The 26,970-nt window shown below is 53.9% G+C and carries 28 protein-coding genes; 9 read left to right on the top strand and 19 right to left on the bottom strand.

The features are described 5' to 3' along the window. Positions 1–409: 409 nt before the first annotated feature. The 11 genes from F3I47_RS19325 to F3I47_RS19270 form a co-directional block, all read right to left on the bottom strand. Positions 410–1,492, bottom strand: coding sequence for an acyltransferase family protein (locus F3I47_RS19325; protein WP_150029831.1), 1,083 nt, complete (start codon positions 1,490–1,492; stop codon positions 410–412). 459 nt (positions 1,493–1,951) lie between these two features. Next, complete coding sequence (gene tcyN / locus F3I47_RS19315; protein WP_150029829.1) at positions 1,952–2,704, bottom strand: L-cystine ABC transporter ATP-binding protein TcyN; 753 nt, start codon at positions 2,702–2,704, stop codon at positions 1,952–1,954. After that, complete coding sequence (gene tcyL, locus F3I47_RS19310) at positions 2,701–3,369, bottom strand: cystine ABC transporter permease (protein ID WP_150029828.1); 669 nt, start codon at positions 3,367–3,369, stop codon at positions 2,701–2,703. Before tcyL ends, tcyN begins: the two co-directional genes overlap by 4 nt. After that, the gene (tcyJ, locus tag F3I47_RS19305) at positions 3,369–4,169 is read right to left on the bottom strand and encodes a cystine ABC transporter substrate-binding protein (RefSeq protein ID WP_009089627.1); all 801 of its coding nucleotides are present in this window, start codon (positions 4,167–4,169) and stop codon (positions 3,369–3,371) included. Before tcyJ ends, tcyL begins: the two co-directional genes overlap by 1 nt. Before the next feature lie 113 nt (positions 4,170–4,282). Then, positions 4,283–5,269 carry a D-cysteine desulfhydrase gene (locus F3I47_RS19300; protein ID WP_046102064.1) on the bottom strand — a complete coding sequence of 329 codons (987 nt, stop codon included), beginning with the start codon at positions 5,267–5,269 and terminating at the stop codon, positions 4,283–4,285. 192 nt (positions 5,270–5,461) lie between these two features. Continuing rightward, a complete protein-coding gene (gene fliZ / locus F3I47_RS19295) occupies positions 5,462–5,965 on the bottom strand; it encodes a flagella biosynthesis regulatory protein FliZ (protein WP_009089624.1) in 504 nt (167 codons plus the stop codon). A gap of 50 nt (positions 5,966–6,015) precedes the next feature. Then, positions 6,016–6,738 carry an RNA polymerase sigma factor FliA gene (locus F3I47_RS19290; protein WP_058958307.1) on the bottom strand — a complete coding sequence of 241 codons (723 nt, stop codon included), beginning with the start codon at positions 6,736–6,738 and terminating at the stop codon, positions 6,016–6,018. Between the two features lie 144 nt (positions 6,739–6,882). Further along, positions 6,883–7,851, bottom strand: a complete 969-nt coding sequence (locus tag F3I47_RS19285; RefSeq protein ID WP_009089620.1) for an HNH endonuclease signature motif containing protein — start codon at positions 7,849–7,851, stop codon at positions 6,883–6,885. A gap of 183 nt (positions 7,852–8,034) precedes the next feature. Beyond that, positions 8,035–11,427, bottom strand: a complete 3,393-nt coding sequence (locus F3I47_RS19280) for a glycosyltransferase family 2 protein (protein ID WP_150029827.1) — start codon at positions 11,425–11,427, stop codon at positions 8,035–8,037. 106 nt (positions 11,428–11,533) lie between these two features. Further along, entirely contained in the window at positions 11,534–15,055 is a 3,522-nt protein-coding gene (locus tag F3I47_RS19275) for a glycosyltransferase (RefSeq protein ID WP_150029826.1), read from the bottom strand. A gap of 209 nt (positions 15,056–15,264) precedes the next feature. Then, entirely contained in the window at positions 15,265–16,470 is a 1,206-nt protein-coding gene (locus F3I47_RS19270) for a FliC/FljB family flagellin (RefSeq protein ID WP_009089615.1), read from the bottom strand. Positions 16,471–16,807: 337 nt separating this feature from the next. On the opposite strand from F3I47_RS19270, the gene fliD reads away from it, so the two are divergent. From fliD to amyA, 4 genes are all read left to right on the top strand, one after another. Beyond that, the gene (fliD, locus tag F3I47_RS19265) at positions 16,808–18,223 is read left to right on the top strand and encodes a flagellar filament capping protein FliD (protein WP_009089613.1); all 1,416 of its coding nucleotides are present in this window, start codon (positions 16,808–16,810) and stop codon (positions 18,221–18,223) included. Between the two features lie 8 nt (positions 18,224–18,231). Then, entirely contained in the window at positions 18,232–18,639 is a 408-nt protein-coding gene (gene fliS, locus F3I47_RS19260; RefSeq protein WP_009089611.1) for a flagellar export chaperone FliS, read from the top strand. Further along, the gene (gene fliT / locus F3I47_RS19255; RefSeq protein WP_009089609.1) at positions 18,639–19,004 is read left to right on the top strand and encodes a flagella biosynthesis regulatory protein FliT; all 366 of its coding nucleotides are present in this window, start codon (positions 18,639–18,641) and stop codon (positions 19,002–19,004) included. The genes fliS and fliT overlap by 1 nt, the downstream gene beginning before the upstream one ends. A 103-nt stretch (positions 19,005–19,107) precedes the next feature. After that, positions 19,108–20,589, top strand: a complete 1,482-nt coding sequence (gene amyA / locus F3I47_RS19250) for an alpha-amylase (protein WP_046102069.1) — start codon at positions 19,108–19,110, stop codon at positions 20,587–20,589. Positions 20,590–20,672: 83 nt separating this feature from the next. Here amyA and yedD read toward each other — a convergent pair whose 3' ends face one another. Further along, positions 20,673–21,146 (bottom strand): lipoprotein YedD, encoded by a 474-nt coding sequence (gene yedD, locus F3I47_RS19245; RefSeq protein ID WP_009089605.1) that lies wholly within the window; start codon positions 21,144–21,146, stop codon positions 20,673–20,675. A 253-nt stretch (positions 21,147–21,399) separates the two neighbouring features. On the opposite strand from yedD, the gene F3I47_RS19240 reads away from it, so the two are divergent. Further along, entirely contained in the window at positions 21,400–21,723 is a 324-nt protein-coding gene (locus F3I47_RS19240) for a DUF6388 family protein (protein ID WP_009089604.1), read from the top strand. Positions 21,724–21,792: 69 nt separating this feature from the next. Here F3I47_RS19240 and iraP read toward each other — a convergent pair whose 3' ends face one another. Then, positions 21,793–22,080 carry an anti-adapter protein IraP gene (gene iraP / locus F3I47_RS19235; RefSeq protein ID WP_009089602.1) on the bottom strand — a complete coding sequence of 96 codons (288 nt, stop codon included), beginning with the start codon at positions 22,078–22,080 and terminating at the stop codon, positions 21,793–21,795. A gap of 177 nt (positions 22,081–22,257) precedes the next feature. On the opposite strand from iraP, the gene F3I47_RS19230 reads away from it, so the two are divergent. Beyond that, on the top strand, positions 22,258–22,497 hold the full coding sequence (locus F3I47_RS19230) for a DinI-like family protein (protein WP_009089600.1): 240 nt from the start codon (positions 22,258–22,260) through the stop codon (positions 22,495–22,497). Positions 22,498–22,535: 38 nt separating this feature from the next. Here the strand turns inward: F3I47_RS19230 and F3I47_RS19225 are convergent, their stop codons facing one another. The 3 genes from F3I47_RS19225 to F3I47_RS19215 all read right to left on the bottom strand — a co-directional run bounded on the left by F3I47_RS19225 (position 22,536) and on the right by F3I47_RS19215 (position 23,666). Then, positions 22,536–22,802, bottom strand: a complete 267-nt coding sequence (locus F3I47_RS19225) for a hypothetical protein (protein WP_009089598.1) — start codon at positions 22,800–22,802, stop codon at positions 22,536–22,538. A 158-nt stretch (positions 22,803–22,960) separates the two neighbouring features. Continuing rightward, positions 22,961–23,200: a hypothetical protein gene (locus tag F3I47_RS19220; protein WP_223812754.1), complete on the bottom strand. Its 240-nt coding sequence runs from the start codon at positions 23,198–23,200 to the stop codon at positions 22,961–22,963. Positions 23,201–23,279: 79 nt separating this feature from the next. After that, positions 23,280–23,666 (bottom strand): hypothetical protein, encoded by a 387-nt coding sequence (locus F3I47_RS19215; protein WP_009089595.1) that lies wholly within the window; start codon positions 23,664–23,666, stop codon positions 23,280–23,282. A gap of 136 nt (positions 23,667–23,802) precedes the next feature. Between F3I47_RS19215 and F3I47_RS19210 the strand changes: the two genes are divergently transcribed. After that, on the top strand, positions 23,803–24,435 hold the full coding sequence (locus F3I47_RS19210; RefSeq protein ID WP_150029825.1) for a helix-turn-helix domain-containing protein: 633 nt from the start codon (positions 23,803–23,805) through the stop codon (positions 24,433–24,435). A 63-nt stretch (positions 24,436–24,498) separates the two neighbouring features. Here F3I47_RS19210 and F3I47_RS19205 read toward each other — a convergent pair whose 3' ends face one another. Then, on the bottom strand, positions 24,499–24,747 hold the full coding sequence (locus F3I47_RS19205) for a hypothetical protein (protein ID WP_046102074.1): 249 nt from the start codon (positions 24,745–24,747) through the stop codon (positions 24,499–24,501). Positions 24,748–24,954: 207 nt separating this feature from the next. Between F3I47_RS19205 and F3I47_RS19200 the strand changes: the two genes are divergently transcribed. Beyond that, complete coding sequence (locus tag F3I47_RS19200) at positions 24,955–25,155, top strand: hypothetical protein (protein WP_046102075.1); 201 nt, start codon at positions 24,955–24,957, stop codon at positions 25,153–25,155. A gap of 259 nt (positions 25,156–25,414) precedes the next feature. Then, positions 25,415–25,771 carry a hypothetical protein gene (locus tag F3I47_RS19195; protein ID WP_046102076.1) on the top strand — a complete coding sequence of 119 codons (357 nt, stop codon included), beginning with the start codon at positions 25,415–25,417 and terminating at the stop codon, positions 25,769–25,771. A gap of 120 nt (positions 25,772–25,891) precedes the next feature. Here the strand turns inward: F3I47_RS19195 and F3I47_RS19190 are convergent, their stop codons facing one another. Both F3I47_RS19190 and fliE read right to left on the bottom strand, forming a co-directional pair. Next, positions 25,892–26,233 (bottom strand): hypothetical protein, encoded by a 342-nt coding sequence (locus F3I47_RS19190; protein WP_150029824.1) that lies wholly within the window; start codon positions 26,231–26,233, stop codon positions 25,892–25,894. 225 nt (positions 26,234–26,458) lie between these two features. Beyond that, entirely contained in the window at positions 26,459–26,770 is a 312-nt protein-coding gene (gene fliE / locus F3I47_RS19185; RefSeq protein ID WP_009089566.1) for a flagellar hook-basal body complex protein FliE, read from the bottom strand. Positions 26,771–26,970 lie beyond the last annotated feature (200 nt).

Here is a 26,970-nt window from a genome sequence, read left to right as displayed (position 1 = left end):
TCCGGCGCGCTGAGGAGCAACCGGAGGCCAGGATGAGCCGACAGGACGTCGGCGAGAGGACGGCACGAGCCAGGGATGGCGAGTCCGGACGGTCCGTCGGCCGCAGGGCGTGACGAAGGCACCCCGCTACGCGGGGCGCAAAGGCTGCCGGACGCCGGGATTGTTAAGGGGCGGGCGTCCGCCCCTTGACGCGTCCGCCTGCACGGGCGAACTGAAACTCCCTCACGCCTGGCGGGCGAAACCCTCTCAGAGCCACCCCGCCGCCAGGTAATAACTCCCGCGCCCGACAAGCGAAACCCTCTCAGAGCCAGCCCGCCGCCAGGTAATCACTCCCACGCCCGACAGGCCAAACCCTCACAGAGCCAGCCCGCCGCCAGGTTATAACTCCCCGCCGCCAGGCGCTCCCCTTTTACTGCGAAACCGCATTCCGCTGCCGCTTAAGCAGCGTCGGAAACAGAAACAGCGACTGCCCCACCCCGCGGTTGGTCAGCGACCAGATCGCCACGGAACAGAGCGAGCAGAGCGCCACGATCACCACCGGATAGAAACAGGCCCAGAAAAATGAAAACCACGCCTGTTCAAACAGGTGATGCCGCTGCGCGAAGAGGATCGCAGACATACCAAAGAACTCGATAAAGATGCGGTGAATCACATAAATCTGCAGGGTATTGCGGCCCACCCAGTTGAGATAACGCATGCTGAAATGCTGATTCAGCCAGCGACAGGCCGCAATGCTGAATAACACCGCCAGCACACACAGGAACAGACTCTTATCCAGACCGAAGATCACATGGATACCCGCCACGGCGGCCAGTATCGCCCAGGGCATGACGTTCTCACGGCGCCATTCACTCAGACGCAGCATGGTCTGGCTCCAGAACGCGCCCAACAGGAAGAACAGGAAATACTGGGCCAGGCTCTGTGGTCCCCAGAACGGGATCACTTTCTCGACCGCCAGATAATTAAGCAGGATAGCCACCGCCACCAGGGCCAGCTTATATTCACGGAAAATTTTAGCGCAGAGGAAATAGAGTCCTAAGCCATAGAGATACCAGGAGGTACTCATCGCCATAAAGGTCAGCTTGAGAAACTCAAACAGCGAACCGGCATACGCAGCATTCAGGTTCTGTGAAATACGCTGCCCGGTAATTTCCGTGGAGATACCAATAATGGACCACCACTGAATAAAGCCCCACAGAATATAGAGATAAAAAAGATTAGTAATACGACTGGTAAATACCTGTTTCCAGGGCCGGTTGAGAATACCGTTGGCGGCCAGCAGTCCCGAAACAAAGAAAAAGGCTGGCATCCGTAAGGGTGACAGAACCGTATTAAACTGTATCCATATTTCGGCCGGGACCCATCCGGCGGAGAGATATTTTATTGTCCCTTCAAAACCGGGTAACACGGTGTGGTACAGGACCACCAGCAATATGCAGGCACCCTTCAGGGTGTCTACCCACAATATCTGGTCTGATTTCGTCTGGTTCATTAATTGACTCCTGCTGCGTAGGTCAGAATGCGGAAAAGGAAAGCGAGGAAATCTCTGTGGCTTTTATGATTATCCAGCGATTATTCGCCATTGATGCCGCATTGAATGTAGCGAAACTCCTAAAACCCATTATCTGGCCCTGACGTTACCGTTATTTACTTAGCAGAACGTTTCCTTACACTTATTGATTCTCCCTGCTCTTCGCCCGATATCATCCGCGGTGATGAATTAAAGGAAAATAATCTTTAATAATGCTGACGGGGTAAATAAGAGAAAGCGGAAGAAATAAAAACCAGTCAGCCGTTGATGAAAAGAAAAGATTTGTCAGATGTGGCAAAAGGTTTAACCGCTTATCAGCGCATTATGGTACGGCGACCCGAAATAGCATGACAGCGCGCTATTCCGGATTAAACAGAGAGGAGTAAAAAGCAATGCGGCCTTCCGGAGAAGGCCACTGAATTACTGACTGAGGAACTTGTCGAGGAACTGGCGGGTACGCGGCTGCTGCGGGTTACTGAACAACGCTTTCGCGTCGCCCTGCTCCACAATGCGCCCCTGATCCATAAAGATGGCGCGATCTGCCACGTCGCGTGCAAAGCTCATCTCATGCGTGACGATCACCATGGTGCGTTTCTCTTCGGCCAGTGCGCGGATGGTGCTGAGCACCTCCCCCACCAGCTCCGGATCCAGCGCCGAGGTGGGTTCATCGAACAGGATCACCTCCGGTCGCATCGCCAGCGCACGCGCAATGGCCACACGCTGCTGCTGTCCACCCGACAGACGGCGCGGATAGCTTCCCTCTTTGCCGTGCAGGCCGACCTTCTCCAGCAGCGTGCGGGCGCGGGTGACGGCCTCCGCCTTCGCTTCACCTTTTACGATCACCGGTCCTTCAATAATGTTCTCCAGCACCGAACGGTGCGGAAACAGATTGAAGTTCTGGAAGACAAAACCGACCTGCTGACGCAGACGACGCACCTGCTCTTTCTGTTTGCTCTGCGCCAGCGCGGCATCCACCGTAATCTCGCCGACCCGGATAGTGCCGCTGTCCGGCACTTCCAGCAGGTTAATACTGCGCAGCAGCGTGGTTTTACCTGAGCCGCTGGGGCCGATAATCGCCACCACTTCACCGGCGGCCACATCAAGATCGATGTCGTGCAGCACCGTCTGGCCATTAAATGATTTCACCAGCTTTCTGACTTCGATGGCACTCATTTCGACTCCGAATCCTGACGGTTAACATGCTGTTCCAGACGACTCTGCAACGCAGACAACACCGTGGCCATCACCCAGTAGATCAGCGAAGCCGCCAGATACATGGTAAAGACTTCCAGTGTACGCGAGGTGATCAGCTGCGCCTGACGGAACAGCTCCGGCACCTGGATGGTGGCGGCCAGCGAGGTATCTTTTACCAGGCTGATAAAGCTGTTGCCCAGCGGTGGCAGTGCGGTGCGCGCCGCCTGCGGCAGGATAACCCGGCGCAGGGTTTGCCAGCGCGTCATGCCGATACTCGCCGCCGCTTCCCACTGTCCGCGCTCAATCGCTGCGATGGCGCCACGCAGGGACTCCGAGGCGTAAGCCGCGGTGTTGAGCGAGAGACCAATCATCGCCGAGGGGATCGGGTCCAGCTCAATGCCAAACTGTGGCAGGCCGTAGTAGATCATAAACAGCTGCGCGATCAGCGGGGTGCCGCGAAAAATCGAGACATAGATCCGCGACAGCATGCGAAACGGCCAGAAGTGAGACAGCCGCATCAGTGCCAGCAGAAAGCCCAGCAGCAGGCCGAAGAACATGCCACCAATGCTGAGCTGCAGCGTGAACAGCGCGCCCTTTAATAAAAAAGGTGCTGAATCCAGCACCAGTTGAAGGCTTTCCTGCATTATTTCGTCACGTCCGCGCCAAACCATTTCTGAGACAGCTTGCTCAGCGAGCCATCTTTCTGCATATCAGCAATAGCCTGGTCGATCGCCTTCAGCAGATCGTCGTTGCCTTTACGCACGGCAACGCCCGCTTCCTGACGGGAGAAAGCGTCACCCGCTACCGCCATGGTATCGCCGGTTTTCTTCACCAGATCCAGCGCCGCCAGACGGTCAACCAGGATGGCATTCAGACGACCTGAGCGCAGATCCTGATATTTGGTCGGGTCATCATCATAGGTACGCACGTCCACGCCCTTCACGTTCTCACGCAGCCACTGCTCGTAGTTGGTGCCGAGACCCACGCCAACCTTTTTACCCGCCAGATCAGCCGGTTTGCTGATGGTGCTGGCGTTGGCCTTCATGGTCAGCGCCTGAATACCGGAGATGGTGTAAGGCGTAGAGAAGTCATACTTCTTCTTACGCTCATCGGAAATGGTCACCTGGTTAATCACCACATCGATGCGCTTCGCGTCGAGGGAAGCCAGCATGCCATCCCATTTGGTCGGTTTCAGACTCGCTTTAACGCCCATGTGCTGTGCCAGCTGCTGCGCAAATTCCACTTCAAAACCGGTCAGCTTGCCCTGCTCATCCTGGAAGCTGAACGGCGGATAGGTGCCTTCCAGACCCACCAGCAGCGTGCCGCGCTCTTTAATCTTGTTCAGCAGATTTTCCGCTGCAAAGGTTTTAACGTTGACGCCCGCAATCAGCGCCACGGCCATAACGCCCATCACCATCTGACGACCTGCACGAGAAAAGGACATATTTACCCCATTTTTGACAGTATTGTGTGTGTGTTTTTATAAGGGCAGCACGGCGAGTCGCTGCCAGTCCAGAATGATAACGCCCGGAGTATAAACTGTTTTATTCGCTTGTCTCAGATCGAAGGATGATAAGCAAATAACGCGGGCGCGCCGCCAGTATGAATAAACAGCAACGGGCCTTCGCGACGGAAGCGGTTCTGACTGATGCCATCAATCAGGCCGGCCATCGCCTTGCCGGTATAGACCGGGTCCAGCAAAATGCCTTCCAGCCTTGCCAGCAGTTTCACCGCCTCCATGCCCTCCTCATTGGGCTCACCATAGCGGGGCGCAAAGTACTCATCCCACAGCGTGATCGGGGCCGTTGCCTGCACCTCCAGTGAGGCTGCCAGCGACTGACGCAGCCGCTCAACCAGAGGTAACTGCGCGTCGGTCTGACGTGAAACGGTGACGCCCACCAGCTCGGTTTCCGGCAGCAGCTGCTCCAGGCCGACCGCCAGCCCCGCATGGGTGCCCGCGCTGCCTGATGCCACCACGACGGCGGCAAAATCCACCACGCCTTCGCTCTGATGTGCAATCTCCTGGGCGCACTCCACATAGCCTAGCGCACCCAGCGCATTTGAGCCGCCGACCGGAACGATATAAGGACGGAATCCCTGCGCTTCCAGACGTGTAGCCTCTTCAGCCAGCTGTTCGGCGGGATTATGCAGCGCATCCACGGCGATCACCTCCGCATCCATCAGATCCAGCAGCAGGCGGTTGCCGTTGCTCAGGTAGTTTTCAGCGTGGGTACCAATCGGGTTTTCCAGCAGTGCCACGCACTTCAGGCCGAGGCGGGCTGCCACGGCCGCTGTCTGGCGTACATGGTTGGACTGGATCGCGCCCGCCGTCAGCAGCACATCCGCCCCTTCGCGCAGCGCATCGGCCGCCAGGAATTCGAGTTTACGCAGCTTGTTGCCGCCCATCGCCACTGGCGTGAAGTCATCACGTTTGATGAAAATATCGCGACCCAGATAGTCGGAGAGGCGTGGCAGGTGTTCTAACGGTGTCGGGGCGCCCAGCAATTCAAGACGCGGGAATTGGTGTAACAGATGTAAAGACAATGCTGCCTCCGTTCGGGCATTCAAATTATCCTTACAGTGTTGCAGAAGATGCGCAAAGGATCACTCTGATTCAGGTGACCGTCGATGCGGTGAGGAAGCGGCGCCGTGCTCCCCCCTTCTCCGTTACCCGGCAGGCGGATAACAGAGTAACGTGCCGCAGGCACGCGGGGGAGCCCTCGGTGCAGACCAGGGTTACCCCTGCTGCCAGCCTAAGAATTGATCGTACTTGCGCAGCGCGATGCGGTAATTATTATTTCCGGCATCCGGCAGGTCGCTTTCCAGACACTGATGCCAGCTCTCTCCCTTAAGCCTGTCGGCGGGGAAATTTTTGGCTTTGAGCATCTCATCCAGCCGACGCAGCCGCACCACATATTCGCGAATCGTGCTGGGGCTCATTTCTGTCTGTTCAAACAGGTACTGTTTAAACGCCATAATGTCGAAATAATTCGGATGAGTATTGCAAAAAATATCGCTGCAGAAGCGACAGAGCGCGGTCAGCTCTGGCTGAAGCTTCAGCCACAGTTGTTCATCAATCATCTGGTCCATCCGAGCGATGGCCTCTTTATTGATGATCTGACCACGAAAAACGAGCGCCATTCGATCTAATACCTTGCCACAATGCGAACAGTTGCTCTGGCTGTGTTTATAGTCTTTAAGATAACGACTTAACGGTCTGGCCTTGGTCTTGGCTCCCATTACTGAGTCCCCGGTTTCTTATATTTTTGAATCGCCAGGAACTGATACTGCTAGCGCGCTCCCGTAAGCCGGGCCCGCAGGCGTTTAATCGCCTGACTGTGCAGCTGACTGACGCGGGATTCACCCACATCAAGCACCGCGCCAATCTCTTTCAGGTTCAGTTCTTCCTGGTAGTACAGTGTCAGCACCATCTTTTCACGATCGGGTAACGCTTCGATCGCTTCAATGACGCGCTCACGCAGACTCCCTTCAAGCAACTGATGAAGCGGATTAGCCTCTTCATGGCCTTCCGTCACCAGCTCCGCACTGTCGCCGTGCTCTTCCCGATACTCGTCGTAGGAGAAAAGTTGACTGTTGTTGGTGTCCAGCAGGATCTGCCGGTACTCCTCCATGGAAACGTTCAGCTGCTGCGCCACTTCCTGCTCGGAGGCGGAACGCCCCAGCGACTGTTCTACCTTGTGCATCGCTCCGGCCACCTCACGCGCGTTGCGGCGCACGCTGCGCGGTGCCCAGTCCCGACTGCGAAGCTCGTCGAGCATTGCGCCACGAATACGCTGCACGGCGTAGGTGGTAAAGGCTGTTCCCTGTAGCGCGTCATAACGCTCTACGGCATTCAACAGCCCTATCCCCCCGGCCTGCAGCAAATCGTCAAGTTCAACGCTGGCCGGCAGGCGAACCTGCAGACGCAGCGCTTCATGGCGCACCAGCGGCACGTAGCGCTGCCAGAGCGAATGCTTGTCCATCACGCCTTCGGCGGTATAGAAATCGTTCACGTTGACTACCCTGCGTTAATGATGTTATCGGCATGATTATCCAATTCTGTAGCGTTTTCGATTGGAGGAATAGGCGGGGTAAAACGAGGCTATTTCACTTTTGTTACCTCAGAATGCAGATCCTTCTGCACTCTTCAGCAGGGATTATCGACGGGCGCGCAGCCGTTGCCGTGTGGCGGGTGGCACCGCAGCCCACAGGCTGCAAATCCGGCCATCCAGCTCCTGATACCAGGGCGAAATATGTTGTTGTGCATCCTCGCCGGGATGCACGGTGATCTGTCCCGACTCACCATCAATGCTAATCAATCGGTTAATAAACAACCGCTGCAAATCACTGCGTAAAAACAGGCCGTTATCGATACTGTTGTCCGCCACCAGCCCGTCGTCGCTCTCCTGGGTGTCGATATGGCAGGCTTCGACCCAGGGCCAGCTATGCCGTTCGGTCAGCTCTGTGCCGGTCATGACACAGGCACCGTAGCGGGCTTTTACTCCGGCGATAAACTCCGCCTGGCTGGCCCGCTGCAGTACTCGCGCCTTGACGCGTCGTCCGACTTCCGTCCCCGGCATCACCGCCGCAGGCACCTTGTGCTCTGGCGTACTCAGCACCACGATAAACTGGATAGTCTGCGACTGCGGAAAACAGGGGTTCGCCTGTGGGTTAAAGAGCTGCCAGTAGGCCTCATCCTCATCCTGATGCATCATCACCAGTTTATAGCCGCGACTCTGTAGCAGATTCTGCGCCGTGGCAGATTGCGGATCGATCATGGCAAAAACCTGACTGCTGCCCATCACTTTCCACAGGTTGTCGCGCTTTTCGTTCTCGCTGCGGCGGAAATAGAGGAAAGAGAGATTCTGCTTCAGATAGTGCTCAAAGCGGCGCAGGTAATTCTTGCGCTCGTTATCACTGGAGATAAACAGCAGATCCTCTAGCGGGCTGTTGCTCTCTTCCTGGGCGAAGACCGCGCGTATCTTCAGGGTTCGCAACCCGGTTGAGGGACTCAGCAGTGCACGTGCCGTCAGCTCTTTTTCATCAGGGTATTGCTGGGCATAACGCCGGGCAATCTCTTCAAACGTCAGCCGCTCACCCGGCAGCAGGTCATAGTTGAAGCGCATAGACACTCCACAAAAGTTAACATCGAAAGTTATAGTGTTCTGTGAAGAGTTATCGGCAAGCGTGGCGGGAACTGTAACGGGCGGGGGTAGTTGTGATGCAGGTACAGGCAGCCTGACCGAGGCTGGTTCTGCAAAAAACCGATGTCGTCTGAGCGGCTTTGCTACATGCCGCTCAGACGGAATTTATGAGGATTGCGTCTTCAGCCATGCGGGGCGTTCACCCGGAAGATGAATCCAGCATGCATTGACTTCCTCATACAGAGCCTCACCCAGGCTTCGCATCATAGAGGGATTGTTAATCAGTTTATTAATCATAAATCGCCACTGAGACGTTTTATTTTTAATGCGCTTAACACTGACAATCGCTTTGTAGGCCTCATGATCGCTGGCAAGCACCGGATAACCGCAGGCTCCTAACTGCGCAATGACCCGATGGCCTTCTGCCTGGTTAGGAAGTATCTCTGCAAGAGGTGCCAGCGCCAGGTCCAGTTTCAGTGACTGAAACATCGCCGGGAGCCTGCTGTGCGGAACTTTACGATGATATTCGTGGACCGTATGCTTCCAGGCATCAGGACAGGCCCCGTATATAATCCAGTCAACACGTTCGCTCATTTCTCTGATAAGGGTATCAATCAGCATCCAGTCTTCTGTCATTAAACATGTCAGCACCACCCCCACTCTGGGCTTGCCTGAATGTTCAGACGGACGATCCTGAGGAGGAGCGAGCCGCTGCCATGCTGTACTGAGTTTGTCAGCCTGAAGCACCGCGTGTTTATCACGAAATAGTGTCAGCGCCGCACTGTTTCTGACCAGTAACGTATCAGCATTCTGCAGGCCTTCATCAGGACACTGCCCGTTGCGAAACGACTCTCTGGTGACTTCAACGACGAAACGGGTCTCCGGAAGCGCTGCTTTGTTTTTAATCAACTGCGCATGGCGGCTCGCCACGCTATCGCTGAACACAATATGCGCCGGGTTCAGCCGATAAAGTTCAACAGGCGTTGAGCGTTGACAGTCCAGTGCGGCAATCAGGCTGTCCGACGCTGTAGTCAGCCGGGAAAGTTCTTTCACACGCTGAGCTTCGTCATGGTCGCCGGCATTAAACACCCATAAGGCGCTGAGTGGAAAGCCTAATCTGGCGGCCAGCAGCGGACGATTATTTTCCCTGACAACCTCCCCCTCCTTCCGGCTGATATTGGGATTCGAGGCGGGGTCGTGAGCTATATATCGAAGCCATTTCTCTGTAAAAAGGCTATTTCCGGAAACTAACGACACATCCGTCAGTACGTCGTCATAACTGACTCTGGAGAGCGGAACCGCTATTTTAACCACGCCTGGCACTGAAGCCCGCAACAGCAGATCGCTGATGGCCTCAGGAAGAGTCGCAAACTGCTCATCCAGCCCTCCTGCCTGCTGACAGGATGAGGTACGGATCATAATACATTCAGTCGTCAGCAGCAGATGTTGCTGCGGAGCAACCAGGTCAGCCTGGCCTGGCGAGTCTGTTGACGATGCTATTTCAGCCTGACCATATTTTCGGCGAAAGCCGCCATCAATTCGTCCGGAAGAGTAAAGATCTTCACGGTTGTCGACCAGAAAAGGCGCACAGGCGAGGAGTTCAGCGCGGCCACAGTGATCCAGTAAGGCTTCCAGCCAGCGCGTATGATTAAAATAAATACCCGCAGAGAGGCAGAGTGTAAATTCGCCTCGCGCCACTGAAATGCCATAATTCATGGCGCTGACAGCATTAATTTTCTCGTCTACAAAAAAGACCCTGAAGATAGCGTTATTCATCGCTGCCAGAGAGGAGAGCCACTCTCTGACCGCCGGGTCCGTTGAGCCGTTATCAATAAAAATAATTTCATAGTCGATATCCTCAACGGTATCGACAAAGGTCGCTACTGCTCGCTTAGTGCGGTTAATGTCATCTTCCACGATAAGAATAACGGTTAACTTACTGATTTCGCTTGCGCCGTATCGGACAGTAAAAACAGAGCCCTCTCTTTCAACCAACGCCTGGCTGTACTCGCTGCCCGCAAGATATTCAGCCAGCAGAGATTCCTTTAAAGAGGTATGCTCACGTTCTTTTGATAAAAGCTGAATCAGCGGAACCGGAACGTGCCGGATATCGGCAGCAAGGCCAGCACTGACCAGCTGTAATAAAAACGCTGTTTCGACAGTGTGAGGAGAAATATTTCGCGCGCGAACAATCTCCAGACACAATTCGCGCCTGAAGAAGGCTCCACGGGCAAATCGCTCGGGCAGCGCCAGAAAATAATCCCGATCAAAATCGGGTAAAAACATCTCACACAGGCCGTCAGCCTGCCGGACAACCCGGTCAGAATAAAATGCCAGTGACGCCGCGGTTTGCTCTTTGAAAAGCCAAAGGCCGGAAAACAGCTCCGGATAAATGAGGTCACCGGATCGCAGAAATAATACCCATTCACACGGGTCTTCGATAAGCAGTTGATGTAACCAGCCGCTAAAGTGACCCTTGCCCTGCTCCTGTTCAGCGGAGGCATCGACAGCATAAATTTCAGCCTCCAGCCCCACATACCTGAGTGATGAAAGTATGCTGTCGCACGCAACGGCAGGATTGTCGTCCAGAATGATAACGCGAACAGAGAGAGCCGTTTCTGCGCTGCTGTGCGCGTAATTTTTTACCGGGTAGTCGGCAAGCCACTTTTGCGTTGAGACAACCTTCTCTTCATTTTTAATACCGGCAGCCGTCTGCGTTTTAATAAAAAAGTGGCGAAGCTGCTGTGAGAAATCCGCTTCAAATTTTCTCATGTGGTCGCGAACTTTCCAGAGCCGGGCACGCTCGCGCTCTAATTCAGCGGCATCATCACTGAAGCAGACCCCGGCCCCTCCCATATCGCGAATCGACGCCTCCGAGATCGCGAGTTTCTCATACCCCTGTGCAACCATTGAGACGACGGGCGTTCCACAAAGCGCAGCAAGATTACAGGTCCCGGACCATTCAAAGGTATACATCACGCTGGCCGATTTCAGAATCTCAGCCAGTTCCGCCAGAGGACGAGGATTCTTCACCGATATGATGACGATGTTGTCCGGTAAGGTTGTAAAATCCACCTTCTCTACCGGCACGCGATTCAGATAAAGAAGCGTCGTCGTTTTTGCTCTGCCATCGTCATAAAACAGCTCTAAATCCGGCCCCACCATCGTCAGAAAATCAACGTCAGGTTCATTGATAATCAGTTGGGAGCTATACCAGAAAAAGAGATCCTCTTCGGATTCGTTTAACCGGTTTCCATTGAGTAACCCTTCATGATTTAACATGTAGCGCACGCAGACGTCAGCGTTAAGCGGATTGCCCGAATAGATCTCCGGGTAGACCGCGATGGGGGTAAGCTGAGCTTTTTTATGCTGACGCCAGGTTTCCGCATCCAGTCTGGGCGTCTTCCAGGCGGGATTAATCACATTGCAGTCGACCATCCAGGCGTTACCGCCCTGCAGGTTTATCTGATGGCAGAGCTTGTGCAAAGCCTGAATCCCACCGGATGACTCCCGATAGTCAGGTGAAACAATATAATACGGATGTTTTAATTCAGACATGACCATTCCCGCCTGCCACGTTAATGGCATCTCCAGACCGCGTCACCATGACATTACATCAGGCTATCTGACGTGATAGCCCGACACTATCTTTTGCTGAAACTGATTAGGGCCGCCACGCCTGTGCCCATAAACGCAGATTTTCGCCTGTCAGCATCCAGTCTCGCCGGACGATGGCCTGCAATTCTCTGCCCATTTTTGCGCTGGCGTCGGGATCGGCCAGATGCATGCGGATAGCTTCGCGCCAGTCGATAAATTTGTTATTAACCCGCGTGACCGGCAGATCATCCTGCTGGTAGCAGGCCACGTTGCTGCAGATAACCGGCACGCCGCATGCACCATATTCCAGTAACCGCAGATTACTTTTACAGGCGTTGAATATGTTGTCTTCAACAGGTGCCAGCGCCAGGTCCAGATTCAGTGCCGCCAGTGCGGCCGGGTAAAGAGGCAGATCGACGCCACTGTGAATTTCGTGCACATAGGGTCGAAGTTTATCCGGGCACATGCCCATAAACACCCATTCAACCTCTCCCGACAATTCCCGCACGATGTCAAAAATCATCTCAAGGTCGCCCCGATGGCTGATCCCTCCGGCCCAGCCTACACGCGGTTTCCTGCCCTGATTGCGCAGGGATTGCAGTGTGCCCCAGGCTTCTGACGGCAGGCGGTTTTTAACGACAACGATATCCGGATGCATATCCCTCATCGCTTCCGCCAGTGGGGCTGTCGACACCACAAAGCGGTCGAAGAAGCTCAGGCTCTTGCGTATTAATTTTGCCGTCTCCTGCTTGTACGCCTGACGACCATGATGCTTCATAGGAAGGTTAATAATGTAGTCATCCAGCTCGAACACTTTAAAGACGTTGTGTAGTTTACCGACCCGTTCCATCCAGGTGTGAAAGGCCGGTGAATAGCGACGCTGAATAATCAGACTGTCGGGTCTGAACTGTCCCATTTCACTTAACGTCAGGAGTGTCATGCCGCTGCTACCCTGAGCGACGCCCTCCGCTATCATCGCTTTAAGCGGTTGGGTAATACGGTAGTGACCGCAGCCGTAGATATCGGCATTGTGGGCCAGGAATGAAGGCAGATTTTCCGCCCGGAGCGGCTGCCAGCTGAACTCATCATTCCTTAATTCAAAATGCCGGCTTCTCAGGGAGAGATTCGGGTTATAGGCAGGATCGCTGGCGATGACCGGCATCCATTGCGCGTAGACCTTATCTTCTTCCAGTTGCTTTAATTTCGTGGAGGCGTGTACCGTTTCATCCGGGAAAGGACTTTTGCGGGCAGCCGGCCGATGCAGTCGGGCATAGGGGGTCCAGACTGTCAGATACCCTTGCTCGCGCGCCTTCAGGCAGAGATCAACATCGCCATAAAGACGTTTGTTGTCGTCAAATCCTCCCAGCTCGTCAAAGACAGATTTACGCATCAGCACCAGATCGCCAGACACCGCGCTGTAATTCTGATCGAGATGCATGCGTCCCAGATAATTGGGTTCATTATCATCGTTGCCACGGAAAACCTCACCGACCGCTCCGTTAACACCGAGAACATAGCCCGCATGACGAATTTTATTGTCAGACGAAAGATGTTTTGCGCCTGTGGCAAACACTTCCGGCCTCTGCCCATGATTAAGAAGATTGTCGAGCCACTCGCCATCAGTAACCGCCATTTCACAATGCATAAACAGCAGATAGTCACCCACGGCCAGTTCAGCGGCACGATTCGCCATGGCACCGTGACTGAATCCGCCATCGAACATTACCGTTTTTATCCGTTGAGGATCGACGCTGCCAATATCGGACAGCCATCTATCCCGCTCAGGCGTTCCCTGGTTATCGCAGATAATGATCAGTTCATAGCGGTGATAGGTGGTTTTCTCGAGCAGCGTGGTGACACAGCTAATCAGTGAGGCAAGGTGCCAGTTCGCCAGGATAACGATCGAGACGACCGGCTTATCAGGATGGTTATACCGTAAGCGGTAATTGAAAAATTTATCTAACGCCGCCCGCCCATCGGGATAGCCACGGTTCTGCAGATGGCGTTCAAGAATGGCCACATCTTCCAGGATAGATCGGCTTTTAAGCTGCCCTGTCAGCAGCGGCTCAGCCACGTGACCGATGGCCTCGAAACCCTGAGACTCAATCAGTTTAACAATAAGATCAAACTCAGCTGATGACGGATAGTCAGCATCCAGGCCCCCCGCCGCTAAAAGTAATTCGCGCCGGAACAGCCAGTGTTGCGCCATTGTTTTCGGTGAACTGAGTAAGAGATCGAGATTCAAATCAGGCCGGAAAGCGGCCCCCACGGGCGCATTATCAATATAGAAAAACTCATCCGCGTAAAGCGCAAGATAACTGTTTTGCGCGACCAGCCTGGCGCTGAGGGCGGTCATTCCTGAATCATGCATCGTGCAGGAGGCATCCAGAAACATCACCCAGTCATCGTGACGTGCGTCGATAATCTGATTGATCACGCTTATTCGAGTCTGCTGCGTCGCGGCATAGCATTCCGCGTCAGCGGCACAGTCCAGATCCAGCGTCACGATGACGGGTTCGAACCGGACTCCGGTTCTCTCACCTTGTCTGATTGAGTTAAGCAGCGTTTCCAGATCGGCGACATTCTCTTCCGTCACGGTGATGATCACTAACACGCTCACATCATGGGCGTTAGCGGCGGCCATATCCATTAACCTCTTTTGCTGCATGGCATTCAGCGTGCGCGAACGTCGCCAGGCTGCCAGCACATCCAGCGTAAAATTCTTTTGTTGCTCCTCCGCCAGATTTCTCAGACTAAAGTGATCGGGCTGATCTAAACAGGCCACCTGCGCCAGATGGGGCGCATGGTCAGCCTCCCCGAACCAGCTCTCCTGACGGATTTGCTCATATAAATATTCACGACCGCTTGTAAAGAGTTCATCACTTTCGCGTTGATGAGGCTGGCGCTCAACATCTGAAGCACGCACGCAGCACAAAGGCGCAGAAAACCAGAGGAGATGAGTATGACTCAGAAGGCTGTAGCAGAAGGCCAGTGCCGGAATGGCCTGCAGTGCCGGATTACCCTGAGTAAGCAGCGCCTGGTCGAAAAGGCTGGCGCTGAGGTCGTCGCGGTAAAACAGCGCTGCCGTCAGTTCTCCCGGCAGACTGTATGCTTTCAGCGTCTGATTACGCAGAAAATCTCTGCCATTGATAATGAGATTTTCCTGGCTCAGGGCGGAAGTGGCGAGAAGCCCGTCAAGCCTTTCACCCTGTGGCCCCACCCGCTCACGCCGTGTCAACGCGACCCGGCAGTCAGGAAAGGCTTTCAGTCCAGCAACGCATGTTGAGATATTGTCAGGCTTAAGGAGATCGGCATCAGAGAGAAACTTGATATATTTTCCACGCGCAGCACTAAGCGCTGCCTCCAGAAGCTGAACGACCGTACCTTCTGTTTTTAAATAGCGGATAACATCGCCGTGCCGGGGAAGATACCGTTGCAGCGTCTGATGAATGAATTGCGCGTCACTGTAATCAGCCACAATGATTTCGATCGGCTGATAATCCTGATTGAGCGCGCTCTCCAGCGCCTCAGTAAACCAGGTGGCAACGTCTGCGGTAATGATGATGCTGACAAGGTCTTGTTGATGCATTTTGCTCTCTCTCACTGACTCCTCTTAGTCACAGCCGGCTAAGAGCAGCGCATATTTTGCTTTAGCATAGGCTTTGTGCCTGGGTTTAATCGGTGAAGTAAAAGAGCAAAAAGGGCCCATTCTGTCAGAACAGCCAGGCGCTTCTGTTTTACGCCCATAAAAAAACCCCGCCGAAGCGGGGTTTTTGCATCCATTCCTCAGGGGAATGATTAGCCCTGCAGCAGAGACAGAACCTGCTGTGGAACCTGGTTCGCTTTCGCCAGCACGGAGTTACCTGCCTGCTGTACGATCTGCGCTTTAGACATGTTTGAAACTTCAGTTGCGTAGTCAGCATCCTGAATACGAGACTGTGCAGCTGACAGGTTAGTGGTGGTGTTGCTCAGGTTAGTCACGGCTGAGTTCAGACGGTTCTGAATCGCACCCAGTGAAGAACGGAACTTATCCACGCTTGCAATCGCATCATCCAGCTTAGCCAGTGGGTTAGCTGATGCACCTGAAGTCAGGCTGGACAGGCTCATGTTAGTCGTGTCCAGTTTGAACGCTGCGGTGCCAGTAGTGGTTGAGGTATCAGCTGACTGTGGATCTACAGCAACATAGAAAGTTTTAGCATTTGCAGCGCCGCTCGCGATGTCAAAGCCATTTGCTTTCAGGTTGTTGGTTTCAGCATCGCTTGCTGAAGTTACGGTGACTTTAGCAAACATTTTGCCGTTGTCATCTTTGTAGACGGTACCAGAGTCTACAGCCACACCTGAAGCAGCAACACCCAGACGGGTAGACAGCTCATTAGCAGTTGATTCAGCAACAGTTGCGCCAGTTACGTTAGTGGTAGAACCGTAAGCAGCTTTGAACTCAGTTGCGCCAGCTGCAGTCGGGGTACCCGCAGGACCGTTGACGTTGAAGCTGTCCAGACCCAGGGTCTTGGAGTCGATTTTTTTCAGGTCGATAGTGATGGTTTCGCCATCGTTAGCGCCAACCTGGATGTTCATTTTGCCGTCTTTAGCCAGCACGTTCACGCCGTTGAACTGAGTCTGACCAGAAACGCGGTCAATCTCGTCCAGACGTGATTTGATTTCGTCCTGGATTGAAGATTTGTCAGAATCTGAGTTAGTACCACTTGCAGCCTGAACAGTCAGTTCACGGATACGCTGTAAGTTGTTGTTGATTTCTGACAGCGCGCCTTCAGTAGTCTGCGCAGCAGAGATACCGTCGTTGGCGTTACGGGCAGCCTGAGTCAGACCTTTGATGTTAGAGGTGAAACGGTTGGCAATCGCCTGACCAGCAGCGTCATCTTTCGCGCTGTTGATACGTAAACCAGAAGACAGACGCTCCATTGAAGTAGACAGAGCTGACTGGTTCTTGTTGATGTTGTTCTGAGTGATCAGCGAGAGGCTGTTGGTGTTAATGACTTGGGCCATGATAAATTTTCCTGTTAATCAAGTCTTTCGGTTAAGGTGTGGGCTTCAACCCGCCGGCTTCAGCGCCGTCAAAGTTGTTATCGTCTGCCGTCAAACAACCTTTAGAATTTTTTTAGTACCAGGCGAAATTTTTTGCTTCTGCCTGTCACGTTTGAAGTTATCGCCACCCTTTCCGACTTCTTTAGACCTGATTCATTAATTTTCTAACCGCTGAATTACCCTTCTCTATAGTGCCTGTTTAACTCATTACACTAAGGCAAATACCTTTAAACTTTCCGCATTCAAGGCCGATAACCCAGGTATTCATTTTCCCTGTCGACCTTATAAAGGAATTAACATGGCTAGTATTTCCAACCTTGGTGTGGGTTCCGGCCTGCCACTCAGTACCATGCTTGACAGTCTGCAGACCGCTGAAAAAGCCGCGCTGAAACCGATTTCTACCCAGCAGTCAGCGTATACCGCTAAGCTCAGCGCCTACGCGACGCTGAAAAGCTCACTGACGACGTTCCAGACGGCGAACAGTAAGCTCAACAGCGCCGATCTCTTTACTGCAACGACGGCGACCAGCAGCTCCAGCGCATTCAGCGCCACCACTTCTGGCAGCACCGTGGCGGGTAAATACTCTATCAGTGTTACTCAGCTGGCACAGGCACAGGTACTGACCTCAGCGGTGCAGAGCAGCAACACTGCTGCGCTGGGTGACAGCTCCGCGTCCAGCCGCAGCATTGCCATTACCTTGAAAGATGGCACCAGCAAAAGCGTGACGCTGACCAACGAACAGACCTCCCTGACCGGTATGCGTGACGCCATTAACGGTGCCAACGCTGGCGTCACTGCCAGTATCATCAAAGTTTCGGATGGCAGCTTCCGCCTCTCTGTCAGTGCGAATAAAACCGGCAGCGACAATGCGGTATCAACGATTGCCGTGACCGGAGATGACACGCTGCAGGGGATCGTTGGCTACGACGCCTCCGCCAGCAGCAATGCGATGACGCAAAGCGTTACCGCGCAGAACGCTAAACTGACGGTAAACAACATCGCGATTGAGAACAGCAGCAATCAGATCAGCGATGCGCTGGAAGGAATTACCCTGAATCTTACCGCGCAGACGGTAGGCGACCAGACGCTGACCATTACGAAAGACACGTCAAAAGCCTCAAGCGCCATCAGCACCTGGGTCGACGCTTACAATACGTTGCTGGATCAGTTCAACACGCTGACCAAATATACCAAAGTCGACACCAACAGCGATGCGCAGGACTCCAGCAATGGCGCCCTGCTGGGTGACAGTACCTTACGCACCATTGAAACCCAGCTGAAGAGCATGCTGACCAATGCGCAGAGCTCATCCGCCTACAAGTCACTGGGTCAGATTGGTGTCACCACGGACCCTACGACTGGCTCACTGAAGCTGGACTCCACCAAGCTGAGTGCAGCCCTGGATAAAGATGCCGCTGGCGTCAAAGAGATGATCGTCGGTGATGGTAAGACCGGCATCAGCGCGAAGATAGACAGCAAACTGACTGAATGGCTGGCCTCTAAAGGGATTGTTCAGGCCGCGACCGACGGCGTAAGTAAAACACTGAACAACTTAACCGCCCTTTATAACACCACCAGCGACCGCATCGACGCAGATATCGCGCGCTATAAAACGCAGTTTACCCAGCTGGATCTGGCGATCAGTAAACTGAACTCAACCAGTACCTATCTGACGCAGCAGTTCGATACGTCAAGTTCTTCTGAAAAATCATAGGAGTGACCATGTACACCGCTACAGGCACCAAAGCCTATGCAAAAATTGGCGTCGAAAGTGCCGTGATGAGCGCCAGCCAGCAGCAGCTGGTCGTGATGCTGTTCGACGGCGCACTGAGCGCGCTGATCCGCGCCCGTCTGTTTATGCAGGATGGCAATATTGAAGGTAAAGGCACCTCAATTTCTAAAGCTATCAATATTATCGAAGCTGGTCTGAAAGAGGGGCTTGCTGAAAACAGTGGTGACGAACTGGCAGATAACCTGCTGGATCTTTACAACTACATGACGCGTCGCCTGCTGCAGGCCAACCTGCACAACGATGTTGAAGCGGTCGGGGAAGTCGAAGGCCTGCTGCGCAACATCGCGGACGCGTGGAAAGAAGTGGTTCAATCTAACCTGATTCAGGACGCCGTTTAATGACTACTGCACCGCATCTGATTGCCGTTTACCAACAGTTACTCGATCTCAGCCAGGGCATGCTGCGTCACGCAGCACAGGGCGAATGGGATGAATTGATCAGCAGGGAGATGGAGTATGTCAGCGCGGTGCAGAATTTAGCCCAGTCGACAGATAAGGCCTCGCCATCGGCGCAGACGCAGGAGCAGCTGCGCCCGGTGTTGCGGCATATCCTGGATAACGAAAGTGAAGTGAAACGTCTGCTGCAGGCGCGGATGGATGAGCTGGCCGCGCTGGTGGGTCAGAGCAGCCGCCAGAAATCTGTCATGTCCGCCTATGGTAACCAGGGCGGTGTGGTGATGGTGCCCCGCGAAACCCTCTCCTGATCCCCTGCTCTGCCACGCCGCCAGATTTATTTTTCTGCGCGGCGTCTCTTTTCTGCCGCTTACTCCATACTTGATTTTCATCATCCCCCCTGGAGAGCGGTACATGCAAAACCCAACGTTATTACAGTTTTTCCATTGGTATTACCCGGATGGCAGCAAACTGTGGCCTGAAGTCGCCGATCGCGCGGCGTGGCTCAGCGAAACTGGCATTACGATGGCGTGGTTACCACCGTGTTACAAAGGGGGTTCGGGTGGTTATTCTGTCGGTTACGACAGCTATGATCTTTTTGACCTGGGGGAATTCGATCAGAAAGGCGGGGTTGCCACCAAATATGGCGACAAACAGCAGTTACTGGCCGCCACAGAGGCGCTGCGCAGCCATAACATCGGGGTGCTGCTCGATGTGGTGGTGAACCACAAAATGGGCGCGGACGAGAAAGAGGCGATCAGCGTTAACCGCGTCAATCCGGACAACCGCGATGAAATTGACGATGAGGTCGTCGAGTGTGAAGCCTGGACGAAATTCACCTTTCCGGCGCGCGCCGGGGAGTATTCGAAATTCATCTGGGATCACAAATGTTTCAGCGGCGTAGACCACATCGAAAATCCGGACGAAAACGGTGTGTTCAAAATCATCAACGATTACACCGCGGAAGGCTGGAACGACCAGGTGGATAACGAACTGGGTAATTTCGATTATCTGATGGGGGCCAACATCGATTTCCGCAACAATGCGGTCAGAGAGGAGCTGAAATACTGGGCGCGCTGGGTCATGGAACAGGTTCCCTGCACCGGTTTCCGCCTGGATGCGGTAAAACATATCCCGGCGTGGTTCTACAAGGAGTGGATCGACCATATTCAGGAGGTGGCTGAAGAGCCGATGTTTATCGTCGCTGAATACTGGTCGTTTGAAACGGAGAAGCTGCAGGAGTATGTGCATCAGGTGGAGGGCAAGACCATGCTGTTTGATGCCCCGCTGCATATGAACTTCCATCAGGCGTCAACCGCAGGCAGTGCCTACGATATGAGCCAGATTTTTGCCAATTCTCTGGTGGTCGCTGACCCGTGGCACGCCGTGACTATCGTGGCGAACCACGATACTCAGCCGCTGCAGTCACTTGAGGCGCCGGTTGAAGCCTGGTTCAAACCGCTGGCCTATGCCCTGATCCTGCTGCGTGAACAGGGCGTGCCAACCGTTTTCTATCCTGACCTGTTCGGCGCGACGTACGAAGATGAGGGTGGCGACGGTGAAACGCACAAGATTGAGATGCCGGTGATCCCGGAACTCGAAGGCCTGATCCGGGCGCGGCAGCAGTATGGCTGGGGTGTTCAGACCGACTACTTTGATCATCCCAACTGTGTCGCCTTCAGCCGCAGCGGCACGGAAACCCAGCCGGGTTGCGTGGTGATTATGTCAAACGGTGATGCGGGTGAGAAAAGCGTGCCCATGGGTGAAGGCTTTGCCGGTAAGGTGTGGCGCGACTATCTGGGTAACCGTGAAGAGACAATCACCGCCGATGAGCACGGCACCGCAGTATTTGCCTGCAACGGCGGCAGCGTCAGCGTCTGGGTAGTGGCGGACTGATTTTCTGCTGACCTCAGTATGAAGCCCCGGCAGACAGAGCATCAGAGTGGCTTTGCCCTGCCGGGGCTGTTTTACAGGTGGGGTTATGACTGGGCGTTGTGCTCGGTAATCGATGTACGCAGCAACTGGGGTTCGATATTCTGGATCACCGTGGCTTTAGGTTGCTTTGCCATCTCCTCCAGCGCCTGCTGACACTCAACCGTCGGACGGGCCACTTTTCGCAGCGTCAGGCCATCGTAGCTAAGCTCGCCATTGTCGACATCCAGCGGCATCACACGCAGCTGACGCGTCACGTTAACGTAGTCGCCATTCAGTCGGGTCAGCTTGCCGGGCTTGGCGATCACCCGCTGCCACTGACGGCAATCCAGCGTGCTGCCATCCGCATTAATAATGATGCTGCCTGTCGCCTGACCGCTGATCAGACCGCTCTGCGGTCCGACGGTTTGCCAGTTGCCCTGCAAATCGGCAGGTGCCGGGGTCTGCACCGCATTTTCATAATCGTTGATTTGCGCACAGCCACCCAGTGCCAGCGCCGCAATCAGCATCCACTTTTTCATGTTTAATCCCTAAAATCGCGTTAATGGCGGCTACGTTATAATTTTTTCCCCGCGCTGCGCAAGATATCTGACGGTTCGGGCTGCTGCTTCCCCCCGGATTGCAGCCCATTTCTCACCTTATCCGTTACCTGGCGTTCCCGGCGCGGCTGTCTGCGGGCGGCCACCGCCGCGACATTCCGGCGCGACGGTGCCTGACAACCGTAAGACAACCCGTTACACTGGCGCGCTGCAACAGACTTTCAGGAACAGAATGATGAAAACCCCAGAAGCCTACTACGCGCAGGCACGCGAGATGTTTTTTACCGCCCACCCGGACTTTCAGGCTGCCCTTGATGAACTGACTGAAAGCGATGCCCGCGCGGCCAATCTCTCACTGCGAGAGCTGCGCGAATGGCATGCTGAACGCATCTATGCGGCCTTCCTGCGTCAGAAGAATCTGGATGGCATGATTTTTTCTATCCAGCTCGCTGAGCCGGATAAAGCGGTGGCGGCTGAAGCTATCGAGGCTTATCTCAAATCGCATGCTGCATCACTGGGGATGAGCTGGGAAGAGTTCTGCATTAAAAACGAGCTCTGATTGAGGCGACCTCTGAAGACGCGTGCCGGTTAATCTTCTTCAGAGGTCAGTTTCACCCTGCCCGCGCGTTCAGGGGGTCCTGCCCTTCACCTCAACATAACTGGCCACGGCCAGCAGACGATTAATGTGGGTCAGCAGCAGATCAACATCGGACTGCATAAATTCGGCTGAAGAGCGGGAGGCGGTGACAATCGCATCCTGTACGGTTTCGGTAATGGTCAGGGAGTTATCCTGTTTTGCCTGTACCAGCAGCGCCGCAACCAGCAGCGACTGGGCTTCAATCTGAGCGGTCAGCTCTTTCGCATCCACATCCATTTTCGCCAGCTTAAGCAGAATATCGATTACCAGTTGTCGCATCGCGCAGGCCTCCTGAAGAGTAAGCCGCCATTATGTCGCGATGCGCGCGCATTTTTCCAGCTGAAGATAGCGGCCCGGACGGCATAAAAATTTGCGTCAAAACCGGTGCACAACCTTGCTACTGTTTTTATTTACAGTATTATAGATCAGCGATTTTGCCCTGAATGGATTGCCATCATGTTTGTTGAATTGATTTATGACAAGCGCAACGTTGCCGGTTTACCGGGTGCTCGCGAGATGATTCTTGAGGAGCTGGAAAAGCGGGTGCATCGGGTCTTTCCTGACATTGAAGTTAAGGTTAAACCGATGGAGCGTAATGCGATTGACACAGATTTGAGTAAGAACGATAAAGCGACGGTTGCGCGTATCGTGGAAGAGATGTTCGACGAAGCGGAAATGTGGCTGGTGGCCGATTAATCCCTGATCGGCCACCGCATCAGTCAGCGGGAGAGGAATCAGCTCTCCTGCTCACTGTGATTAATTTCAATCTCAATATCCTGAATGGCGGCATCCAGGTCGTCCAGCAGTTTACCCTGTTTGTTGAGCAACGCGTCGATTCGGTCAGCGTTGGTCTTGTCTTTATATTCACCGGCATCAAAGGCTAACCAGTGGCTGGAGAGGGTTTCAGTGTTGGTCTGCGCATAGTGGCGCATCTCTTTCAGCTGCGACGCTACGTCACGCAGATAATCATTTTTGGTCTTGGTTTCAGTTGAATCGCTCATGCTAATTTTCCTTCTGGTCAGTTTTCCAAAGTGATTAGGCTTTGCGGTTCATCAACCAGCCAATCAGCGGGCCTGCATTTAAGATAGAAAATGTCGCCCGGAGATTTAAACGTAGTTGATAATAGCGAAGCCGCTCTAAGAATAATCGGAAGTTACGGCTATTGCCCCGTTTCGGCCGAAGGTAAATCGCCCTCTTTTACCACCTCTTTGACTTTGTTGACCGTTTTATCTGCTGTGCGATCGGGCAGCGCATCAAGCTTATGCTGCAACGCCGCAACCTGATCCGTGAGCAGATCGACTTTGTCCTCACGGCGGGCGGCGATCACCCGGTAATCCGCCCGGATCTCCTCCACCCGTTTATTTGCGGTGTTGCTGACATAGAGAAAAATGATGGTCATCAGGATGCAGATCATCGAACAGCTCAGCAGAATTCCGCCGAGAATCACTTTTCGCCGGTATGTCAGAACAGTCAAAGGACTATTTATCGGTGTCATCGCTGCGATCCTCCAGAGTTGAGATAAGCCGATCAATTTCATTACGAAACTTATCGTTCTGATCGGTTTCGGTCATTGCCAGTAAAATACCCACTGCGTTTTTGATTAACCGGAGATCGGTTTCAAGCGTGGCAATACGCCGCAGATTTCTGTCGTGCCGTTCGCGTAACTCATCATTCTCCTCCCGTATCAGCGCATTGCTCTCTTTCAGCAACACCACCTGCTCTTTGTAACTGGTAATAATTTCGCCGCCTGCCCGATTACTGGTCACGATTGAGGCGATACCCGCCAACAACGGTTTCCAGAAAAGTGCTGCGGCGCCCCCACCCAGAACTAACGCACCCATACTGGTAATCAGACTACTTTCCATGCCACACCCCTTTTTCCGGTAAGGTCTCTGGAACTCACGGCATGCTTAACAGCCACCTTTTCCCCCACGAATTTAAGATTGCTTAAATACCAGGTTTAAGTATACTTAAGTCACTCTTAACCAAAAAGTCAAGCAGATGAAAAACGAAACCCTGGGTGATCGCATCCGACTCCGACGCAAGTCACTGCAGTTAACGCAGAAGCAGCTGGCGCAGCAGGTAAACGTGTCCCATGTGGCCGTTTCGCAATGGGAAAAAGAGGAGACTCTGCCGCGTGGCGAAAACCTGCTTCGGCTCTCTGAAGCACTGGGCTGCGCACCGGCCTTTCTGATAGAGGGTGATGGTCCTGTTTTCAGCGAAAGCGCCTGGGCCGGGCTGCACCAGATTCCTTTGCTGGCGCAGCGCGATGTGGCGCAATGGCTAAGTGATCCCGCTTCTGTCCGGCAGGATCGTCTGATGCATAACGATATGGCGCTGTCTCAGCAGAGTTTTGCCTTTCGGGTAGAGGATCAGTCGATGGCACCGGCGATTCTGCGCGATGATGTGGTGATTATCGATCCCAGCCTGTCACCGCAGCCTGGCGACAGCGTGCTGGCGCTACAGCAACAGGTCGCCCTGCTGCGAACCTGGCGTCAGCGAGGCAGTGAAGAGGGTGTCACGCAGTTTGAACTCGCACCGGTCAATATCAATTTCCCTGAGCTGCACTCCCGGCGCGATAACCTGAAGCTGATTGGTACGCTGGTCGAACTGCGCCGCTTTCGTCAGCCATAAAAAAACCCGCCGGGTGCGGGTTATCGGTTCTGCATTTAACCGTGGTGGCAATATGTCGGGAAATCAGAGTGCGTCGGTCAGCCGATCGACAACCACATTACCCTGCAGGTCGGTCTGCATAATCCGGTAGCTGACCGGCCATGAGCGGCGGGTTGTGAGTTTATCGAACAGCGTGACGCCGCCCTTTTTAACCCCTTCGCGGTTAACAATAATCCACTCGGTGACCTCTTCCTGACCCCGATTTCGCAGGCTCAGCGACCGCTGCTCGATTAACTGGTCTTCCGCTTCAATCTTTAAATGATCTCGTAACATAATCTCTATCTCCTGGTAACGCAGCTCACTATATGCCTTTTGTTAATCAGTTCAATCGAATTTTTTAATCGAAGTTACTAACAGCCTGGTGCTGGCGTTACCCGCAGTGAAGAGAGCTCCTTTCACGTCGATGTCTCTGACAGGGCCGGAGGCGAGATCTCAGCGCTGGTCTAGACTTACAGCACTGGGAACCAAAAGGAGCGAATGATGTTTAAGCACAAAACGAACGAAGAACGTAAGCATGAAGGTGATGTGAGCAAGAGTCTGCCGGAAGCAGCGCCGCACGTGGGCAACGCTTATGAGGAAGATGATCACCCTGCGACGGATGCCCCAAAAGATCACGGGGAAGTGCCGCGCAAAAATGACGACAGCCAGGATGATAAAAAAGATCCTTTCAAAGCGCAGTAACTCCTGTGAGGCGCGTCCTCCGGGCGCGCTGGTCTGTCACGCACTCTGTCGCCCTCCTCATTGTTAATCGATCGCTGAAGATTGACCGGTCTGATGCGCAGCCTGCTTTCCCCCTTCTCTTTTACGACGCTGAACAGCACACGACCATCGTGATGCAGCCGGATTATCATTGCGTAATACGCTATTATCTGTCCGGAATGACAGGGAGCCGTTTTCTTTGTCACGGCGCAGAGTGTCAGCAACGATGAGAGTGTCTGGAATGAAAAAAAGCGTTATTGCCCTGAGCCTGATTCTGCTGAGCGGATGCGTGGACATGGGACGCGTCGGACTGCATCCTCAGGTAAAAATGGCGTATTTTGACGGGCATCCCTGGCAGCTTGAGTCCTGCCTGAGTGAGGCGGCACAGAATCAGCAGCTTTACCTGGCTCAGGATGATCCGCTGCCGGGGGGAACAAAAAGATTTAACCTTGAACAGGATGGCGAAACGGTCGCGTGGGTCGAAATTGACAGGTTTAGCCGCAATCAGACCAGTGCCACCTTCTACGCTGACCCGAAGGCGTCTGACGTTCAGGCCGCAATTTCAGATATGGTCACAGCGTGTAAGACATCACGTTAGTCAGATAGCCTGGCCATGATTACAGCGTTTGCACGCAGGCAGCAAAGTATGGCCGCCCTTCTCCGATATTAACCACCTGAAGTGGCTGCACGCTGACAGAGGCGGCCAGGGCAGCCCGGCTTACTCCGCCTGTACACAATCGTAAGATCCGCGTATCCGAATCTGATTCTGGCTGGTTCGGACGATTTCAGCCCTGAGCTCTGCTTTCCCCGCGCGCGTTGTCTGCTCTAAATCAACCATGCCCGGCGCCCGGGCGTTTTTAGCCCGCAGCTTTACCGTTGCGTTTTCGTAATCCCCCTTCTCCTTACTGAACGTCACTCTCTGCGTTTTCGCACGTTCGCCATTGACGGAGAACCAGTGATTCTTATCCGCTTTCAGATAGAACGGCCCGCACTGCGTGGCAGAGAAGGCGGGGGCTGACAAGGCGAACAGACAGGCTATCAGGGTGACTCTTTTATTCATAATGCTGGCGTCCTGCTGGAGCGAAGGGAAACAGAGCAGCGATGCAGGGGAAACCGTGTTTCCTCCCTCGCCGCCCGGGATGTGAAGGAGTATAGCGAAGGGTGGCGCGATTGCTGACGCCGCTGTTCTCAGCCCCACCTCTTCTGTGCAGACTCGGGAGGGAGGTCCGTTATGCGACCTCACCCTTCACACGCTGCTTTTACCCGTCCAGCCGGTTCAGTTTTGCTACACCTGCATATTCATAATCTCGCTGTACGCTGAGACCAGCTTGTTTCTGACCTGAATCCCCATCTGCATGGAGATAGAGGATTTCTGGAGATCGACCATCACATCATTCAGCGCCACGCCGGGTTTCCCCATCTCAAAATCCTGCGCCTGGGTGCGGGCGGTCGTCTGCGTTTCGCTGATCTTATCCAGTGCGGCCTTCATGGTTGCACCAAAGTCGATCTGATTTGTGGCTTCACTGCTGCGGTTGCTGGCCTGCAGTGAGGTGACCTGAAGCTGCTGGAGTACGCCGTCAATAGCCTGAATAGACATGAACGATACCTTATAAAAGAGGGTGGGATTTTTTCTGTGGGCAAAAGTTAACACGTTGTCAATGAGACAAAGGCGCTAAATGACAGCAAAAAACCTACCTTATCCACGCATCGAATTTTGCTTATCACCTAATAATGCCTGGCATTGAAGTGGAAATTTTATCTACGCAGGTCAGGGAGTCTGTTTTGCCATCTCAACTT

Origin of the sequence: Pantoea sp. M_10 (assembly GCF_008631515.1) — a bacterium.
In the GTDB taxonomy this organism is placed as follows: Bacteria; Pseudomonadota; Gammaproteobacteria; order Enterobacterales; family Enterobacteriaceae; genus Pantoea; species Pantoea anthophila.
The sequence above is the reverse complement of the archived record's forward strand: the minus strand, read 5'-3'. Positions and strand labels throughout refer to the sequence as shown.

What these genes read in the sequence shown, in the direction of transcription:
- F3I47_RS19325 (WP_150029831.1), bottom strand. Translation starts at nt 1,492, where the DNA reads ATGAACCAGACGAAATCAGACCAGATATTGTGGGTAGACACCCTGAAG.
- F3I47_RS19195 (WP_046102076.1), top strand. Translation starts at nt 25,415, where the DNA reads ATGAAAAAAAGCGTTATTGCCCTGAGCCTGATTCTGCTGAGCGGATGC.
- yedD (WP_009089605.1), bottom strand. Translation starts at nt 21,146, where the DNA reads ATGAAAAAGTGGATGCTGATTGCGGCGCTGGCACTGGGTGGCTGTGCG.
- tcyL (WP_150029828.1), bottom strand. Translation starts at nt 3,369, where the DNA reads ATGCAGGAAAGCCTTCAACTGGTGCTGGATTCAGCACCTTTTTTATTA.
- fliD (WP_009089613.1), top strand. Translation starts at nt 16,808, where the DNA reads ATGGCTAGTATTTCCAACCTTGGTGTGGGTTCCGGCCTGCCACTCAGT.
- F3I47_RS19240 (WP_009089604.1), top strand. Translation starts at nt 21,400, where the DNA reads ATGAAAACCCCAGAAGCCTACTACGCGCAGGCACGCGAGATGTTTTTT.
- amyA (WP_046102069.1), top strand. Translation starts at nt 19,108, where the DNA reads ATGCAAAACCCAACGTTATTACAGTTTTTCCATTGGTATTACCCGGAT.
- iraP (WP_009089602.1), bottom strand. Translation starts at nt 22,080, where the DNA reads ATGCGACAACTGGTAATCGATATTCTGCTTAAGCTGGCGAAAATGGAT.
- F3I47_RS19275 (WP_150029826.1), bottom strand. Translation starts at nt 15,055, where the DNA reads ATGCATCAACAAGACCTTGTCAGCATCATCATTACCGCAGACGTTGCC.
- fliE (WP_009089566.1), bottom strand. Translation starts at nt 26,770, where the DNA reads ATGTCTATTCAGGCTATTGACGGCGTACTCCAGCAGCTTCAGGTCACC.
- F3I47_RS19220 (WP_223812754.1), bottom strand. Translation starts at nt 23,200, where the DNA reads ATGACCATCATTTTTCTCTATGTCAGCAACACCGCAAATAAACGGGTG.
- F3I47_RS19230 (WP_009089600.1), top strand. Translation starts at nt 22,258, where the DNA reads ATGTTTGTTGAATTGATTTATGACAAGCGCAACGTTGCCGGTTTACCG.
- F3I47_RS19285 (WP_009089620.1), bottom strand. Translation starts at nt 7,851, where the DNA reads ATGCGCTTCAACTATGACCTGCTGCCGGGTGAGCGGCTGACGTTTGAA.
- fliT (WP_009089609.1), top strand. Translation starts at nt 18,639, where the DNA reads ATGACTACTGCACCGCATCTGATTGCCGTTTACCAACAGTTACTCGAT.
- F3I47_RS19200 (WP_046102075.1), top strand. Translation starts at nt 24,955, where the DNA reads ATGTTTAAGCACAAAACGAACGAAGAACGTAAGCATGAAGGTGATGTG.
- F3I47_RS19215 (WP_009089595.1), bottom strand. Translation starts at nt 23,666, where the DNA reads ATGGAAAGTAGTCTGATTACCAGTATGGGTGCGTTAGTTCTGGGTGGG.
- F3I47_RS19280 (WP_150029827.1), bottom strand. Translation starts at nt 11,427, where the DNA reads ATGTCTGAATTAAAACATCCGTATTATATTGTTTCACCTGACTATCGG.
- tcyJ (WP_009089627.1), bottom strand. Translation starts at nt 4,169, where the DNA reads ATGTCCTTTTCTCGTGCAGGTCGTCAGATGGTGATGGGCGTTATGGCC.
- F3I47_RS19210 (WP_150029825.1), top strand. Translation starts at nt 23,803, where the DNA reads ATGAAAAACGAAACCCTGGGTGATCGCATCCGACTCCGACGCAAGTCA.
- tcyN (WP_150029829.1), bottom strand. Translation starts at nt 2,704, where the DNA reads ATGAGTGCCATCGAAGTCAGAAAGCTGGTGAAATCATTTAATGGCCAG.
- F3I47_RS19205 (WP_046102074.1), bottom strand. Translation starts at nt 24,747, where the DNA reads ATGTTACGAGATCATTTAAAGATTGAAGCGGAAGACCAGTTAATCGAG.
- F3I47_RS19190 (WP_150029824.1), bottom strand. Translation starts at nt 26,233, where the DNA reads ATGAATAAAAGAGTCACCCTGATAGCCTGTCTGTTCGCCTTGTCAGCC.
- F3I47_RS19225 (WP_009089598.1), bottom strand. Translation starts at nt 22,802, where the DNA reads ATGAGCGATTCAACTGAAACCAAGACCAAAAATGATTATCTGCGTGAC.
- fliS (WP_009089611.1), top strand. Translation starts at nt 18,232, where the DNA reads ATGTACACCGCTACAGGCACCAAAGCCTATGCAAAAATTGGCGTCGAA.
- fliZ (WP_009089624.1), bottom strand. Translation starts at nt 5,965, where the DNA reads ATGGGAGCCAAGACCAAGGCCAGACCGTTAAGTCGTTATCTTAAAGAC.
- F3I47_RS19270 (WP_009089615.1), bottom strand. Translation starts at nt 16,470, where the DNA reads ATGGCCCAAGTCATTAACACCAACAGCCTCTCGCTGATCACTCAGAAC.